Here is a 19,401-nt window from a genome sequence, read left to right on the forward strand (position 1 = left end):
CAAGTATTTAAACGATCATTCTTTCCAAGGCAGTCAAATCAGGAATACAAATAATATCTTGATCCCGTTTAATCAAGCCTTTCTTTTCTAGCCTTGTCAAGACTCGTGTTACTGTTTCTCGTGCCAACCCACTTAAACTGCTGAGTTCTCGATGCGGTAAATTAGGAATTTCTGTGCCTGTTTGTGCCTTTTTTCCCTGTCCTTCCGCCAAAAACAGCAAAGTATCAGCTACCCGTGATTGGCTGTCAGATTCCCGCAAGCGCAGTCTGCGATTGACTTGTCGCAAACGCCGCGCCATGAGTTGAGCTAATCGCATTCCTGCCATAGGCTCTGTTTGAAGTAACTTGACAAAGTCCTGGGATGGCATACTACCAATAACAGTAGGTGTGAGGGTAATGACATCGGTAGAGCGAGGTACTTCATCTAGTGCCGCCATTTCCCCAAACAGTTCACCTTTGCCAATAATATTTAATGTTACTTCTTTGCCTTCTAAATTATAGGTACGAATTTTGACCCAACCATCAACAATGAAGTATACTGAACCACCCCAATCATTTTCTAGTAAAATTACTTGATTGGGTGGATGAGTACGGGTCACAAAATGAGTGAGGGCTGTTTCCACAACCAACTCTGGTAGCCCTTGAAAAAAGGGAGTCGAGAGCATCCAGGGATTGGCAGGTGTTTGCAGGCTAAATCGGTCTTCCATTACAAAATCTGAATTACATATTTATTAAATAAAGCTGTTGGATACACAACAAACGACAGTGTTATCTTTAAGCCTAAGCTATCAGAACACTTTACAAAAATAAAACTAAACTATGTTACACAAGAAAGCGACTCAAGAGTTGTTTTTTTAGTATTTAAAAACCTCAGGGAGTCTAGAAACGCCTCCTAAAGTTATTCTTTATGGGTAAACGCGATCGCCAACTCTTGACTTCCTAACCTCAGTAGACACATTAATGATACTCAAGGTAGTTAATTTTTGCTAACCTTATACTCTTAACTTAACTGTTTGGGGATTTGGGACTGGGGACTGGGGATTGGGGATTGGGGATTGGGGATTGGGGATTGGGGATTGGGGATTGGGGATTGGGAAAAAGCAGGGGGCAGGGAGCAGGGGGCAAGGGGAAAAGAACTAATTACCGATTAACAATTACCAATTACCGATTACCAATTACCAATTACCAATTACCAATTACCAATGCCCAATATCAATTTCTGCCCAAGGTCTATTGACGATAGCTTAAATTCCCATAATCTATAACATAAACATAATTGCACTTAGAAGTGCGATCGGGAGATTGGCAAAGCGCCAACCCGCGTAGCTTCAATAATTGTAAATTAATTTGCTTAAAGATTGACAGAAAGTTCTACCTAAGGTATATACAGTGACTTCTCGCGCAGATGAAATTCAAAGACTAATTGCAGATATTGACAATTTACTTGCCAGTAATGGTAAGCGCCTGTCTAAACTCCTGTCTAGTCAGGCGCAGGAGCCAAAAGAGGTTTTAGACCGAATTCGCGATTTTCTTGTGAGATTGGGAGAAAGTGATGTTTTGGCGAGTGATAGTCAAAACCAGCCCACAGAACAAAAACCGCGATCGCCTTTGTTAGCAAAATTTGTCGATCAAAATCTTCAGCAAGCTTCACAGCCAGCAAGTGAAGAACAGAGTACAACTCTGGGGCAAAATTTAAATAGTGAAATCAAAGCTTTACTTCAGCCGCTACAAGCAGAATTAGCAACTTTGTTGCAAGAGCGAGCCACGCTAGTACAAGAAATTAGGCAATTAGAGCAAAGGCGGCTACATAGCTATTCCCTGACTCAGCAGTTAGCCACCCAAGAACAGATCATTAAAGAATTTTTAAAGGTGCTTGTTAGTCGCCTCATGCCTGCTTTAACCTCACAGTTAACACAGAGTTTAGCGAATTCTTCTGGTTCTACTGTAGCTAATAATACTAACTCTGAAACCGCCGCAGCGACACCTCAACCTTTCTTACAATCCTCTGAGCAGATAGAGCAGCTAACTAGATTAGGTCAGGAATTCGACCAACGGTTATTATCACTTGATGGCACTTTAAATATCGTTTTTGAGGCATTACAGCGCAATATTCGCACCTACCATGAATCCCTATCGCAAGCCCTGACAAGAATGCACGCTCAAGGGTTGCAAGGGGAACAAGTCATGGTGAGCTTTGTGAATAATTTGACGCATTATTTACAAGAATTTCCCCAACAGCCAGCATCTTTATCCACACCTAGGGAAGAAGTAATTCCAGCAACCCTAGAGCCAGATGAAACTAAGGTTGAATTAGTCAATCAACCATTAGTAAATTTACCAGCGCCAGCAGAAAATACTCCACCTCCCGATGAGTTGGATGCAATGCTGTTGGAACTGATTGCAGATGCGTCATCCTCTTTCGAGGCTCCTGATGCTGCAACACCAGCTACATTACAGTCAGATAGTTCTTCAGTAGATGAAGTAGATAAACTTTATGCCAGTTTGTTTGGTAAGAAAAATGAGACTCAGCCTATTGCAGAAATAGAGCCGCACCAAGTTGTTACTAATGAACTGTCGCCACCTGAAGCTGTTTTACCATCAGAATTATCCACTGAGCCAGTGGAATCTGTAGATGTTGTTGTAGAAAAGCCAAACAATCTGGAGTTAGAGCCAACAGAAATTACTGTTGCAGAAGCAAGTCAAGAAACTTTAACTGCAGTCGAAAATTTACCTCCACCACCCACAGATTTATTTTCCCAAGAATGGGAAACGTTATTTTTTGATGAAACTCCACTAACAACGCCACCAGTAGCCGCAGTTACAACCACAACCGAGGTTGCAGCTAATCAAGCTAATACCGATACAATTACATCCCTCACAGACTTGTTAGTTGAATTAGGCGATGATCACCAAGATGCGATCGCAGTTTCATCTCCACCAGCAGATGTCTCAAATTCAACAACAGTAATAGCTTCTAGCTCAAGGACAGAAGTTGAAACTCACGATGAGCCGCCAGAAAACTCCTCAGATAGCTACATTCCAGCTTCGCCTAGAGAAAATTTGCTTTCTCTAGAGACTGCAGCTACCATGCCAGATATTTCCTTGGATGATGAGCAGCTGCAGCTATTGGATCAAGATTTGGCTAACTTTGATGGGTTGCTAAATTCTCAGTCACCGCTAATCACCAGTTGGGTAAATCGCAGCAATCAAGCCCAACAACAGCAAATTCAGGAAACTGTACCCCAGGAACCAGCAGAGGATCTGTCCCCCAATGCTTTGAATCAGACGGAAGCGCCTCAAATTACTCCCACTTCCTTCCCACAGCCAGAAGCTGAGTTTAACTTTAGCCCAATTATCGAAAAAAAAAAGGAAGAGACTTCAACTACAGCAACTTCTTCCTTGTCTGGTGCGCCCAGCCTCAATCAGCCAGAACCTGCACCGCAAAATACTCCAGACTCGAACTGGTATCTAGGAATTGATTTTGGTACAACAGGTATTTCCGCCGCACTTTTGGATCGCTCTACCTATGTTGTGTATCCTATTTACTGGTCAGCAGAAAATCCAGCAGGCGGTAGTGCTTTCCAGCAATCGTTTCGGTTACCAGCAGAAGTTTATCTACCTACGGCTTCTGGGCAAACAGCAGCCACATCACCACAGCCAGATCCCAAATTAAAAAGCACACTGTATTCTGCACAGTTGAAACCTTATTTACAAGTAGCCATTCCCTACAAGAGTGCTAGGCAAAAATGGGAACCCGTGCTGCAATTTAATGAATTTTCTGCGGGGCCTTTAGTTTGGGTAGTGCGATCGCTCGCTAAACTCCTCTTAACGCTCAAGTCGGATCGCCAAAGTACTACTCAAGGTTTAACTGCAACAGCGATAGGTTTAAAAGAGCCAGCTTTCCACAACATTATTAATAATATTGCAGGTGTCATCTGTACTTGCCCATCTAGTTGGTCAGAACAATATCGCTTTAATTTGCGAGAAGCTTTACTCAATAGCAAATTAGTCAAACATCCACAGCAAGTCTTTTTTGTTGAGGAAGCGATCGCAAGTCTTTTGAGTGTACTCGATGCTGGTAATGGTGAAGCAGTACAGTTAAGCCATAGTCAAGGTTTACGTTCTGTACACAGCAACGAACAACCCCTAGTAGGCGATACCCTAGCCATCAATATTGGGGCTACCGCCACAGAAATGGCATTAGTTGATTTACCAGAAAACTTATCGCAATTTGCCCATAATGACTTCATGCTGCATAGCTTTGCTTATGCAGGTAAGGGCATTGAGCAAGATATTATCTGTCAACTACTTTTACCACCCAAATCTCGGCAATTGCGCTCGGAAATTACCGGGGAGCAAATTAGCAGTCAGCCTGGACTTTGGCAATCAAATATTCCTGGTTTAGATCAGATGCATTGGCAAAGTTTGGGGTTAGAAGATTTAGAACTTCCGCGAGTTGGCGAACCAGATATTGTGGCGCGGATTTATCTCCAGCAGCGTTTAGAAAGTTCACTGTTGGGGCAAGCTGTACTAGATGCGGCATTAGCTCTGAAGTTAATCTTACAACACCAAGAATCTTTCACTCTCGATTTAGCCGATCAGCGATGGGTTTTACAAAGGCGAGATTTGGAAAGCCAAGTCTTAGTTCCCTTTGTGCGTCGCTTAAATCGCGAACTGAATAAGTTACTGGTAGCGCGTGGTATCCCCACAGAAGCAATTAACCAAGCTATCTTAACAGGTGGCGTGGCTTCCATCGCTACAGTCAATCGCTGGCTGAAACAAAAACTCCCCAACGCCAAAATAATTCAAGATTCCTATCTGGGTGAAAATGGCGCGCCTAATTGTAGTCGAGTTGCTTATGGTTTAGCGATGTTACCGCTACATCCCCAAGTTTTAGAAATCCCCAGGCAACAATATACCGATTATTTCCTATTTACAGAATTGCTGCGATTGTTGCCCGATAGACCCCTCTCCTTTAGCGAAATCATCCAGTTATTTGAGGGTCGTGGCATTAATACCCGCATCTGTCAACAACGCCTATTAGCCTTCTTAGAAGGAGAATTACCTGCCGGTTTAATACCCAACCCGCCTGATACTGCATGGCTCACCCAAAGTTCTCAAAATAACCCAGATTATCATGCGATCGCATCTGCCCCACTGTTTGAAAAACAAGGTAGTCTCACCTATCGACCGAATACGCAACAACTTTCATATTTACGTCGCTATCTCGATGCCATCAAAGCCAGTACACAGCAATCTTTAGAGGAACCATATACTGTTAATTTTGCTTTAGAGGTTTAGGGGATTGGGGATTGGGGACTGGGGATTGGGGACTGGGGACTGGGGACTGGGGACTGGGGACTGGGGACTGGGGACTGGGGACTGGGGACTGGGGATGAGGAAGACAAGGAGATAAAGGAGAATAATCAAACACCAATTACCAATTACCAATGACCAATTACCAATTACCCATTACCAATGACCAATTACCAATGACCAATTACCAATTACCAATTACCCATTACCAATGCCCAATTCCCCATTTCCATATCACTTAATTATTTTCTCTTACGAAAATATACTGAAACTTTATATTTTTTTGTTCAATTGAAAGATTGTGTAAAGCTACCTTAAATCTTCCGATAGTAGATAAAAAAATTGTCTATATTAGCACTCAGTACAAACTCAGTAGCAACTGAACATAAGTGAAACGGTACAGTCCAGTCACAACCGCAGGCAAACTATGTCCATGTCTACTTATACTACTGATGCAAAAGGTTGTACTGTGGAGAATTTAGCATTATGGAATCAGATTGATTCCGTAAATCTATCGCCACAGTCTTTACACCCCTCTATCAGCAGCACAGCAAAAAGATTGATTGATATTTTCGGTGCGATCATCGGGCTAATCATTACAGTAATGGTAGCAATTCCTGTAGCAATTCTTACCTTTGTTGATGATCCAGGCCCGATATTTTATTCGCAAATTCGTTGTGGCCTTCAGGGTAAACCCTTCCGTATCTGGAAGTTTCGCTCGATGGTTGTCAATGCTGACAAACTCAAGCATTTGGTAAAAAACCAAGCTCAAGGTCACATTTTTAAAGCTGTAGACGATCCCCGCATTACTCGTGTGGGTAAGTTCTTACGTCGTACCAGCTTAGATGAATTACCTCAGTTTTGGAACGTCCTACTGGGAGATATGAGTCTAGTTGGTACTCGTCCACCTACTCCTGATGAAGTGATTCATTACGAACCTCATCATTGGGAAAGATTGCAAGTTAAGCCAGGTATTACTGGAGAATGGCAAGCTAATGGTCGTTCTAGTATTACCGACTTTGAAAAAGTAGTCAGTATGGATATCGACTATCAGCGTAAGTGGTCGGTTGTTTACGACCTCAGCCTTATTTTGAAAACTATCAGGGTTGTCTTTTTAAAGACAGGTGCTTATTAATTTACTGCCACTCTTGCTAGTCAGGGTGTGCCTATCTCACCATGAGACAGAATTCAACATTATGAGTGTATACTCCAAAATTTTTGGTAATTTATAATATTGAATTTTGAATTGTTTAGCCTTTTACGCCACTACCAGTTTCTGTAGGTACGATATAGCGTTGCAAGAAGAGAAATAGTACCAATACAGGGGCAATAGAAATTACTGAACCAGCAGCTACCAACCGCCAATCAAGAGAAAACGTACCTGCAAGCTTTGCAACGCCCAGGGGAAGAGTGTATAAGTTTTCGTCTTGGATGACAATTAACGGCCACAAAAAATCACTCCAAGAACCGATAAAGACGAAAATAGCCAGGGTTGCAAGGGCTGGGCGAACTGCCGGCAACATTACATACCACCATAAACCTAACTCGGAGCTGCCATCCATACGGGCAGCTTCTTCTATTTCTTTAGGAACGCTCATAAAAGCTTGGCGCAATAGAAAAATCCCAAAAGCCGAAGCTAAACTCGGAAAAATCATTCCTAAATAACTATTTCTCAAACCTATTTGAACAGTCAAAATATATAAGGGAATCATCACGATTTGAAAGGGAATCATAATCGTGGAAACAATGGCGATAAAAATCCAATCTCGTCCGGGGAATGACAACCTGGCTAAGGGATAGGCTGCTAAGGAGCAAAACAGCAGATTTAAACCCACAGTCAACAATGCCACCAGCGTGCTGTTGTAGAGATACTGGGAAAAAGGTAGAGAATTCCAGACATTAGCAAAATTATCTAATGTAGGTTGGCTGGGTAACAGCTGCAGTGGCGACTGCAAAATGTTTTCTGTGGGTGATTTTAAGGCTGTACTAATTAGCCACAGCAAAGGAAACAGAGTTAAGAGTGCGATCGCGCCTAAAATACTATATGTTCCTAAAATCTTAAATTGGGAATTCTGCCGAAAAATTTTCATAGCTAAACTAAATTTACCAATTTCAAACATTATAATTATTTTTTGCTATGTTCCTGGTTTATATCTATTAATTTGCATACGAAATTATCAATTATTAAGTAAAAATTACTAATATTGAATTTTTCTGCCTCTAGTCCAATGGCAAAAATCCCAAAAAATCAGTAATTATTCGGAAGTAAATTATAGTAATTACTGCAAATATTAAATTTTAATCTGCTAATTTTATATATTCAAATGAGGCTTTGATATCAGTAGATTGAAGTTTTTTAGAAAATACTTGCCCATATTAATTTTATTGCTAATATTTAGATAAATATTAATATTCAACAAATCTTGCCCTATTTTCTAATATTGCTAAACGTAATCAATGTATTAGATAATAAATTTAATCTATAGCAAGTTAAGTGATTTTCATAAATTAATAGATTATTGCAAGTAATAATTTTGTTGTATTTTAATAATTTGTTAGTAATCTGCTCCTTTTTTTTAATATGCAACAAAATCATATTTATAAAAAAATATTTGATGTTTTTCTTCAAATAGATAACAGTTGGATATTAAAAATAATTCATAATTTTACTATTGGACAAAAAATTCGTTATGGTTATATCCTGAGTCTTAGTATTGCCGTTTTAGGTACAGTTGGCGGGTTGATAGTTGGAGATTTTTACCAAAGACCAGCTAGACAGCAGAAAGATTCTGCCCAGTACGAACTACAGCTACTCCATCGCTTGCAGACTGCTATTTTACAAACAAGGAATAGTCAACAACAAGTTATTGCTGTAATTACCCATAAACCAAAATTATTGCATCATCAATACGCTGATTTTGCTAAGTATGCACTTGAACTGAAAAATCTGTGGTCTGAAGTAGAAACTCATGTGAATAGCGAAAAATATCAACATGAGAACAACAGTGAAGGGATACCAGATTTTCTCAAAGCTCATTCAAGAATAAAAGAAGAATATATCAGCCAAGTAGAAAAGCTGATGGCAGAGATTCCTGCTAACTATAATTTTAAACTAGAAGATATTGAACCATTACAAGAATTGTTAGTTAAATTCTCTAGCAGCTCTATAGCCCTAGAATATGATTTAATTGATGATGACTTAAATCACGTAATTAATGCCTCTTATCAGGATGAGAAACAAGCGGAAGTAGCATTAAGTGATGCAGAAACAATCCGCTTTAAAATTGTTGCCACCAGCGTTTTACTATCAATAATACTAGCGGGTATTGTTGCTCACTACACAAGCTACCTATTAACGGCTCCTATTTTAGCTGTGACTAAAGTTGCAAAGCGTACAACTGAAGAATTGAACTTTAATATATTAGCGCCTGTAACTACAAAAGATGAAATAGGAGTCTTAGCTAGCTCGCTCAATAGTTTAATTCAACGTCTAGCGCAATACACTGATGAACTAGAATTAGCACGTGAGACTTTAGAAACTAGGGTAGATGAACGAACTCATGAACTAACGCAAGCTTTAAATTCATTAAAGCAGACACAAACTCACCTCATTCAAACAGAAAAAATGTCTGCTCTTGGTCAAATGGTAGCTGGTGTTGCTCATGAAATTAATAATCCAGTAAACTTTATTTATGCCAATTTATCTTATATTACTAACTATACAAATGATTTAATTGCATTAATTGAACTTTACCAGAAACGCTACCCTCAAACAGAACCAGCAATCCTTAAATTTACCGAAGATATTGACTTAAATTATATTTGTGAGGATTTACCAAAAATTACAAATTCTATGGAAGTAGGTGCCCAGCGTATTCGTGAGATTGTACTAAGTTTAAGGAACTTCTCAAGGCTGGATGAAGCTGAAATGAAATCAGTCAATATTCATGAAGGTATTGAAAGTACATTGCTGATTTTGCAACATCGCCTGAAAAGCAAGCCTGGTTATCCAGAAATTGAAATCATCAAAGAATATGGTAACTTGCCAGCCATCGAATGCTATGTTGGGCAACTGAACCAAGTATTTATGAATATTTTAATGAATTCTATCGAAGCGTTTGAAAGCCAAGGTCAGAAATGTTCAATTAATCGAAATAAAATTGCTACAAATATTATTAATATACGCACTCAAATTACCGAAAAAGATTGGGTGAGAATTAGTATTCAAGATAATGGTATTGGAATTCGTGAGCAAGTGAAATCTAAAATATTTGACCCGTTTTTTACGACAAAACCAGTAGGAGAAGGTACAGGTTTAGGGTTAGCAGTTAGCTATCAAATTATCGTGGAAAAACATAAGGGATATCTGAGATGCATATCAGAACTGGGAGAAGGAACTGAGTTTCAAATTGAAATACCTATTAGTCAAAGGTGATTTGTCATTTGTCATTTGGTAATTGGTAATTGGTAATTGGTAATTGGTGGTTGTTATTTTTCCCCCCTGCTCCCCTGCTTTTTCCCAGTCCTCAGTCCCCAGTCCTCAGTCCCCAGTCCCCAGTCCCCAATCCCCAATCCCTAATCCCCAGTCCCTAATCCCTAATCCCCAGTCCCCAATCCCCAGTCTCTATCAAGTAGGCAAAACTAAGACCTCGTCACCTGGAGAAATTAAGTTTGTGCCTACTGGGATGACCGCTAGGGCATTGGTTTGAGCTAAATTAATTAAATTGCCAGAACTATGGCTACCACCGGCTTTGCGAAACTGGTAAATTCCATCAATTAAGTGTAATTGACCCCAAACATAAGTTTCGCGCTTACCATCCGATCGCATCAAGAACTGCGATCGCACTTTCACAAATTTTACTTGCCAACCTACACTTAGCCCTGAAAGTTTCTTAATTGCTGGCTGAACAAAACGCAAAAAGGTTACCAACACCGCCGCCGGGTTTCCTGGTAACCCAAAGTACAGCGCTGAATTTTGCGTGGAGAAGCTAGCTACAGTCAGAGGTTTACCCGGCCTCATGGCTACAGCACGAATGTGAATTTCTGCTTCTAGAGACTCCAAAATTTTGTCAACATAGTCATAATCTCCTACCGAAACCCCACCGGAAGAGATGACTATATCAGCATTAGCGATCGCGTAAGCTATGGTTTTCTCAAGTGCTACAGGATCGTCCTTAACAATACCTAACATTAACGCTTCTGCTCCCGCTTGCTTAACTAAAGCTGCGAGTGCATAGCCATTAGAATCGACAATTTGTCCGGCTTCTAGGGATTGATTGACGGTAACCAGTTCATCTCCTGTGGAAAAAATTGCCACACGCGGACGACGGTAAACACTGACTTGAGCGCATTGGGCTGCTGCTAACACAGCAATTTCTGCTGGGTTTATGAGAATTCCGGGTGGTAGTAACTGAGTTCCAGCTTGGTAAAACTCACCTTTGTGTCTAACAAATTCTTGGGGTTTTGGCGCAGCGAGAATCTCAACTTGCTTGTCTTGGCGGTTTGTTACTTCTTGAATCACTACAGTATCCGCACCTTGGGGCATAATTGCACCTGTAAAAATCCTGGCTGCCTGACCCTGTAAAATTGTAGATTGGGGCTGATAACCTGCGGGGATTTCCTCAACAATATCCAAAACGGCTGGTTGTTCGGCGCTTGAGTGCTGTACATCTTCATAACGCACAGCATAGCCATCCATCGCCGAGTTATCCCAATGGGGAAAATCCAGCTGACTAGTGACAGGTGTAGCGAGAATGCGTCCTGTGGCTGCTAATAAATCTAGATTTTCTGTATTACCCTGAGCATCCAAAGGTTGGACTAAATTTAAAATAACTGCTTCTGTATCGCTGACTGATAGCATAAGCGATCGCCTGGTGTGAGAAATTGTTAAAGGTCAAGGGTCAAAGGTCAAAGGTCAAAGGTCAAGGGTGTGACTTTTGTCCAACATTTTTCTTAATCCTTCAATCTACTATTAAACATAGTGGCAATAATTAATTCCTTAACCCCTAAATAAAAATCCTGCCCGTATAAACAGCCATTCCCCCTTCCCCATTCCCCATTCCCCTAACCATTTATGACTATCGAACGAGTACCCCAAAAACATTATCCCAAGGCTGAACTTGGGCGGCGCGGTATGGCGTTGGGATTAGATTTCTTTGTGATTTGGTTAATCAGTTCCTTTTTGGGAAACAACAATTTAGGAATTCAGGTGATGCAAATTTTTGTGTTTGCGATCGCTTGGCTAATTTTGCGGGTACTAGTTGTATATAACAACCAGGGACAAAGTTTAGGGCGTTGGGCTTTTGACCTCAAAATTTTGGAAGTCGAAGAGGGACAGGTTGTAGGCAGAATTCCGACTCTGCTAGCATTGCTAAAGCGGGAAGCGATCGCTGGTTTGGGTGCTATTTGTGTGTCAATTGCCTTAGGCAATATTCGCGCCAACCCCACTGCTATACTGCTAGTAATTCCTCTGGCGATTGACTGTGGTATAGCCTTTAATGATACCCAGTTGCGTCAAGCTTTGCATGACCGCTATTCAGGAACTATCATAGTTTCGTCGCGTCGTGGCTATTCGCTAGATATAAAAGTCAAGCGATTAGTTGAAAATTTACGGCGGAATGTGAGAAGATAGTCATTTGTGTTAATTCTCTCCAGGCTTTACGGTTTGAAAGATTATGGCTAAGAGCAAAGGTGTCCGCATCATCGTGACACTAGAATGTACCGAATGTCGCACTAACGCTAACAAGCGCACCCCTGGTGTTTCCCGGTATACCACCACGAAAAATCGGCGTAACACCACCAACCGATTAGAACTGAAAAAGTTCTGTTCTCATTGCAACACACACACAGTCCACAAGGAAATTAAGTAAAAATGAGTTACTACCGTCGTCGTCTGTCTCCGATCAAGCCGGGAGAACCAATAGATTATAAAGATGTTGATTTGTTGCGGAAGTTTGTCACAGAGCGCGGTAAAATCCTGCCACGGCGGATTACTGGGCTGACATCTCAGCAACAGCGGGACTTAACATTGGCAATTAAACGTGCCCGGATTGTGGCATTGTTGCCGTTTATCAATGCGGAAGGCTAATTCCGGTTGGAAACGAGAATTTTAGGTTCTGGATGATCTCAAGCAGCTGCGTTGATAATATATGTAGCTGCAAATTTTTATATTCCAAAATCTAAAATTGCAGAAAGTTCAGTGTAGAATCGTGTTCTACAATCTAAAAAATCAGCAGATTTTGGATTTAGTAGTTATTATTTAATCCAAAATCTAAAATTTATTCGTACACCAAATTAATTGCGAGAGTTGTGGAGAAGGGGACGCTAGTTGAATTTAGGGTTCAAGGCGATCGCCGTCTGGGAGTCGTAGATCGCCCAGATGGAAAGACCCGCTGGTTTGTGGTAGATGAACGCAGTCAATCCCACAGCCTCGCGCCTAGACAAATTACTTATATTGTTACCGGACAAACCTTCAAGCCGTCTGAGATTAACAGCTTTTTAGAGCAGGTAAAGCCATATCTCGACCCATCAAGCTTGGAAGTCGCCTGGGAATTATTGGTTGAGGATGGGGAAACAGTTACTCCAGTGGAAATGGCGAATTTGCTGTTTTCTCAAACAGATCCACCTCTGTGTTACGCCGCCCATTGCTTGTTATCAGACGATAAACTTTATTTCAAGCAAAAAGGCGAAGCTTATGAACCACGGACAACTACTCAAGTAGCAGAACGCAAACATCAGCTAGAAGTAGAAGCCCTGAAAGCTAGGGGACAGCAGGAATTTTTAGCGCGTGTAGAACAAGCCTTGACAGGCGAAACTGTGGAATGGCAACGTCACGATCGCCAGCGTTTAGAAGCGATCGAAAAATACGCAGCTTTACTAGCTGATGTGGTGCGGATGGGAGTAAATTATGATTCTCTGTCTCGGGCTTATCCGCCACCAGCACCAGTATTAGAAACCATGACTATGCTGGGACGTGCCGCAACTCCCCAGGGCGCATTACAACTTTTGGTAGATTTGGGTTGGTGGAGTCCCAATGAAAACTTATTCTTGCGTCGTTCGTCCATTCCCGTTCAGTTTCCTAGCAAGGTATTAGAAGTGGCGCAGCAGCGTATGGATTCTCCACCGTCCGATCTAGATACAAATCGCCTAGATTTGACTCACCTGAAGGTGTACACAATTGATGATGAAAGTACTACAGAAATTGACGATGGCCTAAGTTGGGAATCGCTAGCTGATGGGCGAGAACGTCTGTGGGTACATATTGCCGATCCCACCCGTTTATTAATGCCAGAAGATGAATTAGACCTAGAAGCGAGGAAACGGGGCAGTACAGTTTATTTGCCTACAGGGATGATTCCCATGTTCCCTGAAGTGTTAGCCACTGGCCCCATGAGTCTGGTACAGGGAAGGGTGTGTTGTGCCCTGAGTTTTGGCATTATTTTAGATGAGACTGGACAAGTAGAAGATTTTAGTATTCATCCCAGCTTAATTAAGCCGACATACCGCCTCACCTACGAAGATGTAGATGAGATGCTGGAATTAGGCGTACAAGCAGAACCAGAAATTGCTGCGATCGCCATGTGGGCACAACGACGCAAAAATTGGCGTTACGCTCAAGGTGCCATTAGCATCAATATGCCAGAGGCGATGATCAAAGTCAAAGGCGACGAGATCAGCATTGATATTTTAGATGATTCCTCATCACGGCAACTCGTAGCGGAAATGATGATTTTAGCTGGTGAAGTCGCAGCACGCTACGGTAAAGTTCACCAGATACCCTTACCTTTTCGCGGTCAGCCACAGCCAGAATTGCCCCCAGAACAGGAATTACTCCAGTTACCAGCTGGATTTGTTCGCGCCTGTGCCATGCGTCGCTGTATGCCCAAAAGCGAAATGAGCATTACCCCAGTGCGTCATGCTGGTTTGGGTTTGGATACCTATACTCAAGCGACTTCTCCAATTCGACGCTACAGCGATTTGCTGACTCACTTTCAACTCAAAGCCCATTTGCGCGGTGAAGTTCTACCCTTCTCTGCCGAACAGCTTAAAGAAGTGATGATGACCGTCACCAGTATCACCCAAGAAGTGACAATGGTAGAACGGCAAACTAATAGATATTACGCTTTAGAATATTTACGTCGTTATCCAGATCAAGTTTGGCAGGTAACAGTCTTGATGTGGCTACGAGAAGATAGCAATTTAGCCCTAATTCTCTTAGAAGATTTGGGTTTACAATTACCAATGTCTTTCCGTCGTTCGGTAAATTTAGGCGAACAGTTATTAGTAAAAGTTAGCCTTGCCGACCCACAAAAAGATATGATTCATTTCCAAGAAATCATTTATCAAGAAGCACTGAATTAAACTTAGTAGGGCAGTGTATTTAAAGAGAAGTAGCAAAGGCTGTCATTCTTACAAAGTTCTGAGCGCCAGCTTCCGGCGCTCAGATTTTGCACTTTGTCCTTTGCCATTGGTGAGCCACTGCGCCCTTAGGGGTTCCCCTGCTTGTACACCGGAAGCGTTCCTGTAAAACCTTCTCCAGTCGCAGAAGCTAGCTTCTCTACGAGAGGCGGCACCTACACTTAACGCCTATCCTATCTCTGCTACTTCTGCTTTTAATTTTTCTTACCCCTGAGTATTACTTCTGCTTTTGTTCAGGTGGAGCAGCTTGTGGTAATACAGATTGGTCTTGATCGTTAGTGTTTAGAGGCACGTTTAAATGTTTTCTTGCCATCTGTTCAGCGATTGAGCGGTCTTGTTCGTTTTCAAACTGACTTTCATCTAACAAATGCTCGCTCGTAGCTGCTTGATCTCGGTTGGGCTTGCTGCCATTTTTCCACCTGTATTTAAAGTCCATAAGTTCCAAGCCAGATAAACTGCAATTTGTGGCTACGGTCTTAATAGTAGGTAGGAATAAAATATTGTGCTTCTACCATAAGTTCCAACTAAATTAGTACCTCAAAGCAGAAGTCAAACTGCATCTGGGAATTCCATCTCTTTAGAAACAGTCTTTAAAGCCTCAGCCTAATGCTTCTAGTAGAAGAGACAGTTAATCATAAATGCATATACTGCAATTACCAAGCAATAGTTTGACGGGCTTCTAGTACCAGACCTACTAGAAGCTTTTCCTTATTATCTATTAATCTGATTGAAACATCTATCAAAAGATATAAAAAATTCGTCATTCTTAACTAAATTAAGACTTAAGAAAGTCAGAAATAACAAGGATTTATGAGACAGCTAAATTCTTTGTAAGGGCACGGCATCCGCCATCTTTTGGCATATCAAATATCTTATTGGTGCCGTGCCCCTACCCATCTGTCGCATTCTTTTTTCAAAATGGTATTAGATTATTTTTTGACGTTGTAAAAAAGTAGTTGTAAATACACATAGGGGCGTAAAGCTTTGTGCCCCTACTAATGGAATCATAAGCTAATAAGTAAACTACTTTGCTTGAATAGGCGTAAGGGCTACACCTTGGTAATAATGTCCTAAAATTTGGAGGTGGTTTGCTCCGCGTCGAGCTAAATTATAAGCTCCCCACTGGCTCATTCCTAAAGCATGGCCATAGCCTAAACCTTGGAGAATAAAACTGCCATCTGCGCCTCGTGTTACACGAAAACGGGTACTTTTCAGCCTAAGTGCAGTACGGACTTCTTCTCCCTGTAAAACTTTCGTACCTTTATCGCCAACAATTTTTAGGACTTTCACACTTTGGAAGGGTGAGAAGGCTTCGGGAACTACATCCTTAACATTGCCTACACCAGAAATACGAGAACTAATTTCACTAGGCGAGAAGGTTTTTACCCAACTACACTCACTAATATTTTGATCGTAGTCTTGAACTGCACGCAGGTAAGGTTCCTTACTTTGCCAAACATCTTCGACATTCTCAGTATGTCCACCAGAACAAGCATGGAAGACAGAGAGAATAATTTGGTTTTGGTAGGTTAGTACCTGTCCAGCTGTACCATCTACTGCGGCGTAGGTAGTAGGAGTTTCGCTACTAACACCTTTGTAAATTTGCCAGCGATCGGGAGTATCACCTAAATCGTAAATGGGATTACGATTACGTTGCTTTTCACGTTCGTAAAGGGCATAGGTACGGGCTGCGATCGCCTGTGCTTTGAGTGCTTCTTGGGGCCATTGAGCATCCATTTCACCACCAATCACACTGTAGAGATATTCTTCCATATCTACCCAGTTGACAGCACTTAAGCCTTTTTCTGTAGCAACAACTAAAGTTCTACCACGATACCAGCGATCGCCAATGTAAACGAATCCTTTACCTGTTGGCTCAATCCAAAATAAACCAGATTGCCATTTATCCAAAGCTACTCCCCCAGGAACAGCTTGGGCATAAAATGCATTATTCGCTGGTAATTCACCCAAAGTCCTACCAGTACTATCTTTGACGGTTGCTGTTGTCGAACTACCAACTTTTACCTGATTAACATCTCTTTCAATGGCGACGCGTAGAATTACAGATGCTTGTGCTGGTGCAACCAAAGCTATCCACAACAGCAAAGTTACCCACCAATGTTGTCCTTTAATCGGGGAAAGTAAAGAGCCAAGTAAAACTTTAAATTTCATGCCTATGTTTATTCACATTAGTATCTTTTGACGCTTTGGAGTTATCGCATCCACAACTAAAGATGAGACGCTTTACCATCGCTGGAGGTTGCTACCTTTTACTAATTATGCATATTTAATTTAATACCTGTTAATGAAGTTACTGCTGGCAATATTAAATTGATTTAGCAAGAGAAAATTTGGTTGAGTCAATGGGTGAACGAAAAAAGGTGTGGGGGAGAACTTAGTTAGCGACATTCCCCCATTGGGTATTTAAAATTGCCGTTCTTATTCTAGCTGCCAAAGTTTGACAGTTTCGTCCCAACTGCCACTGACAAGGGTTTTGCCATCTGGGCTAATGGTGACCGAACTAACCTTATCAGAATGTCCTGCGAGAGTACGGATTTCTTTTCCAGTTTCCAGGTTCCACAGCTTGATAGTTTTGTCCCAACTGCCACTGATGAGGGTTTTACCATCTGGACTAATGGCAACGGAACTAACCAAATCAGAATGTCCTGTAAAGGTGTGAATTTTTTCTCCAGTTAGCAGGTTCCATAGTTTGATGGTATTATCCGCACTACTGGCGAGGGTTTTGCCATCTGGGCTAATGGCGACGGAACTAACGCTATCAGAATGTTTTTTTGTGAGAGTAGGGATTTCTTTTTTGGTTTCCAGGTTCCACAGTTTTATGGTTTTATCATAACTGCCACTGACGAGGGTTTTACCATCTGGGCTAATGGCAACGGAACTAACCTTATCAGAATGTCCTGTGAGAGTAGAGATTTCTTCTCCGGTTTCCAGGTTCCACAGTTTGATGTTATTATCCGCACTACCACTGACGAGGGTTTTACCATCTGGGCTAATGGTGACGGAACTAACCAAATCAGAATCTCTTGTGAGAGTACGGATTTCTTTTCCGGTTTCCAGGTTCCACAGTTTGATAGTTTTATCCTCACTACCACTGACGAGGGTTTTACCATCTGGGCTAATGGCGACGGAACTAACGTTACCAGAATGTCCTGTGAGAGTACGGATTTCTTTTCCGGTTTCCAGGTTCCACAGTTTGATAGTTTTGTACCCGCCACTGACAAGGGTTTTACCATCTGGACTAATGGCAACGGAACGAACTAAACTAGAATGCACAGGGAGGGTTCTTTCTGAGAAAGAATTACTGAGAACACCTTGATAGCGAACATAGCCATAGATTTGACTTCCAACTAACCCCAATAAGGTAATAGCAGCACCCACCAATAACCTTTTTGTCAGCTTAGGATTTTGTGTTAATAGGTTTTTTGTTGCTATTTTTGTCTTTGCAGATGGCTTTATGGATGCTGCTGGTATTGCTTGTGCTTGAATGGGTACTGTCGGAGGTACTGGCGATGGAGCAGGTGTAGAAATTGCAAGCTGGGTTGGCGGTACAACAGATGGTGATGATGGTGGTGTTATAATTACTGGCTGGGTTGGCGGTACTGGTTTAGGTGGAGGGTTTAAAGCTTGTAATACTTCTTGTGCCGAGCCATAACGCTGCTGATAGTCTTCGTGCAGCAACTTATCCAGAATTTGCCCCAATTCTTGACTGACTGGTTGCTGTAAATTTTCTCGCCAATTTGCAACCCAACCATAACCTTGTCGCTTCCACAATTCCCAGGGATGAATCCCGCTCAATAAATGAAAGCAAGTTGCACCCAAACCATATAAATCACCAGCAGGGTAAGCTTCTCCTCCCTGCATTTGTTCCAAAGGTGCATAACCGAAAGAACCAATCATCGTTCCTTGTGTAGCCACTATCGTTTGTGTCAGTTGCTTTGATGCGCCAAAATCAATTAAAACAATTTTGCCATCCCCACGCTGAATTATATTCTCTGGCTTAATATCGCGATGAATAACCTTTTGTTGATGTACAACCTGGAGAATATTTAACAAGTCCTGCAATAAATCCCGTATCTTTCCCTCGCTAAAAGTTCCTTGCTGTTGTAGCTCATCGAGTAAATTCTGCCCATCGATAAATTGCTGCACCAAATACAAACGACTATCTTCTTGAAAATAAGCCAGCAAAGTGGGAATTTGTGGATGTTCTCCTAACTGTTGTAGTCTCCTCGCCTCCTGCTCAAATAATTCCGTCGCCTTTTGCAGTCCTGCGGTTCCCTGTACTTGTGGTGCAAATTGCTTGATAACGCATTTTTCCCTTAATTTATCAACGTCTTCTGCCAAATAGGTTTTGGCAAAGCCACCACCACCTAAAGATTTAGCCGGACAATACCGATTTCTCAGTATCAACAAAGGAGCACCACAATCAGGGCAATATTTGGTACTGTCATGTACGGAAGGATTCTGACAAGCTGGGTTGAGGCAACAGAGCATGACTGTATATATACTGGCACATACAAGTATTATCAGTCATTCACTAAGATTTTTCAGTAAAATTACGACTGATTTTGTTTGATTTATGTATTGTTTTTCGGAATTTTCTAACCAGTTTTCTAGTTACACGTTCTGTATGTAGTAAAACATTTGTAAC

13 protein-coding genes are annotated in these 19,401 nt (G+C 41.6%); 7 read left to right on the top strand and 6 right to left on the bottom strand.

Going from position 1 to position 19,401, the window contains the following annotated elements:
- Positions 1-7: 7 nt before the first annotated feature.
- Positions 8-706 carry a Crp/Fnr family transcriptional regulator gene (locus tag AACU25_RS09935; RefSeq protein WP_045870616.1) on the bottom strand — a complete coding sequence of 233 codons (699 nt, stop codon included), beginning with the start codon at positions 704-706 and terminating at the stop codon, positions 8-10.
- 682 nt (positions 707-1,388) lie between these two features.
- Here AACU25_RS09935 and AACU25_RS09940 point away from each other — a divergent pair.
- Both AACU25_RS09940 and AACU25_RS09945 read left to right on the top strand, forming a co-directional pair.
- Positions 1,389-5,300 (top strand): hypothetical protein, encoded by a 3,912-nt coding sequence (locus AACU25_RS09940; RefSeq protein WP_096575154.1) that lies wholly within the window; start codon positions 1,389-1,391, stop codon positions 5,298-5,300.
- Between the two features lie 448 nt (positions 5,301-5,748).
- Entirely contained in the window at positions 5,749-6,450 is a 702-nt protein-coding gene (locus tag AACU25_RS09945) for a sugar transferase (protein ID WP_096575156.1), read from the top strand.
- Between the two features lie 115 nt (positions 6,451-6,565).
- On the opposite strand, the gene AACU25_RS09950 is transcribed toward AACU25_RS09945, so the two are convergent.
- Positions 6,566-7,405 carry an ABC transporter permease subunit gene (locus AACU25_RS09950; RefSeq protein ID WP_096583638.1) on the bottom strand — a complete coding sequence of 280 codons (840 nt, stop codon included), beginning with the start codon at positions 7,403-7,405 and terminating at the stop codon, positions 6,566-6,568.
- Between the two features lie 491 nt (positions 7,406-7,896).
- Here AACU25_RS09950 and AACU25_RS09955 point away from each other — a divergent pair, with 491 nt between their 5' ends.
- On the top strand, positions 7,897-9,750 hold the full coding sequence (locus tag AACU25_RS09955; RefSeq protein WP_096575158.1) for a sensor histidine kinase: 1,854 nt from the start codon (positions 7,897-7,899) through the stop codon (positions 9,748-9,750).
- Positions 9,751-9,942: 192 nt separating this feature from the next.
- Here the strand turns inward: AACU25_RS09955 and AACU25_RS09960 are convergent, their stop codons facing one another.
- Positions 9,943-11,175 carry a molybdopterin molybdotransferase MoeA gene (locus AACU25_RS09960; protein WP_096575160.1) on the bottom strand — a complete coding sequence of 411 codons (1,233 nt, stop codon included), beginning with the start codon at positions 11,173-11,175 and terminating at the stop codon, positions 9,943-9,945.
- Between the two features lie 213 nt (positions 11,176-11,388).
- Here AACU25_RS09960 and AACU25_RS09965 point away from each other — a divergent pair, with 213 nt between their 5' ends.
- The 4 genes from AACU25_RS09965 (at position 11,389) to AACU25_RS09980 (ending at position 14,675) form a co-directional block, all read left to right on the top strand.
- Entirely contained in the window at positions 11,389-11,946 is a 558-nt protein-coding gene (locus AACU25_RS09965) for an RDD family protein (protein WP_096575162.1), read from the top strand.
- Positions 11,947-11,989: 43 nt separating this feature from the next.
- Positions 11,990-12,184 carry a 50S ribosomal protein L33 gene (gene rpmG, locus AACU25_RS09970; protein WP_071989401.1) on the top strand — a complete coding sequence of 65 codons (195 nt, stop codon included), beginning with the start codon at positions 11,990-11,992 and terminating at the stop codon, positions 12,182-12,184.
- Positions 12,185-12,186: 2 nt separating this feature from the next.
- Positions 12,187-12,402, top strand: coding sequence for a 30S ribosomal protein S18 (gene rpsR / locus AACU25_RS09975; protein WP_045870620.1), 216 nt, complete (start codon positions 12,187-12,189; stop codon positions 12,400-12,402).
- A gap of 221 nt (positions 12,403-12,623) precedes the next feature.
- The gene (locus tag AACU25_RS09980) at positions 12,624-14,675 is read left to right on the top strand and encodes a ribonuclease catalytic domain-containing protein (RefSeq protein WP_096575164.1); all 2,052 of its coding nucleotides are present in this window, start codon (positions 12,624-12,626) and stop codon (positions 14,673-14,675) included.
- Between the two features lie 274 nt (positions 14,676-14,949).
- Here the strand turns inward: AACU25_RS09980 and AACU25_RS09985 are convergent, their stop codons facing one another.
- From AACU25_RS09985 to AACU25_RS09995, 3 genes are all read right to left on the bottom strand, one after another.
- The gene (locus tag AACU25_RS09985; protein ID WP_096575166.1) at positions 14,950-15,168 is read right to left on the bottom strand and encodes a bromodomain-containing protein; all 219 of its coding nucleotides are present in this window, start codon (positions 15,166-15,168) and stop codon (positions 14,950-14,952) included.
- Positions 15,169-15,755: 587 nt separating this feature from the next.
- Positions 15,756-16,904, bottom strand: a complete 1,149-nt coding sequence (locus AACU25_RS09990) for a SpoIID/LytB domain-containing protein (protein ID WP_096575168.1) — start codon at positions 16,902-16,904, stop codon at positions 15,756-15,758.
- 267 nt (positions 16,905-17,171) lie between these two features.
- Entirely contained in the window at positions 17,172-19,244 is a 2,073-nt protein-coding gene (locus AACU25_RS09995) for a serine/threonine-protein kinase (protein WP_096575170.1), read from the bottom strand.
- Between the last annotated feature and the right edge of the window lie 157 nt (positions 19,245-19,401).

Source organism: Tolypothrix tenuis PCC 7101 (genome assembly GCF_963874875.1).
Classification (GTDB): Bacteria; Cyanobacteriota; Cyanobacteriia; order Cyanobacteriales; family Nostocaceae; genus Aulosira; species Aulosira tenue.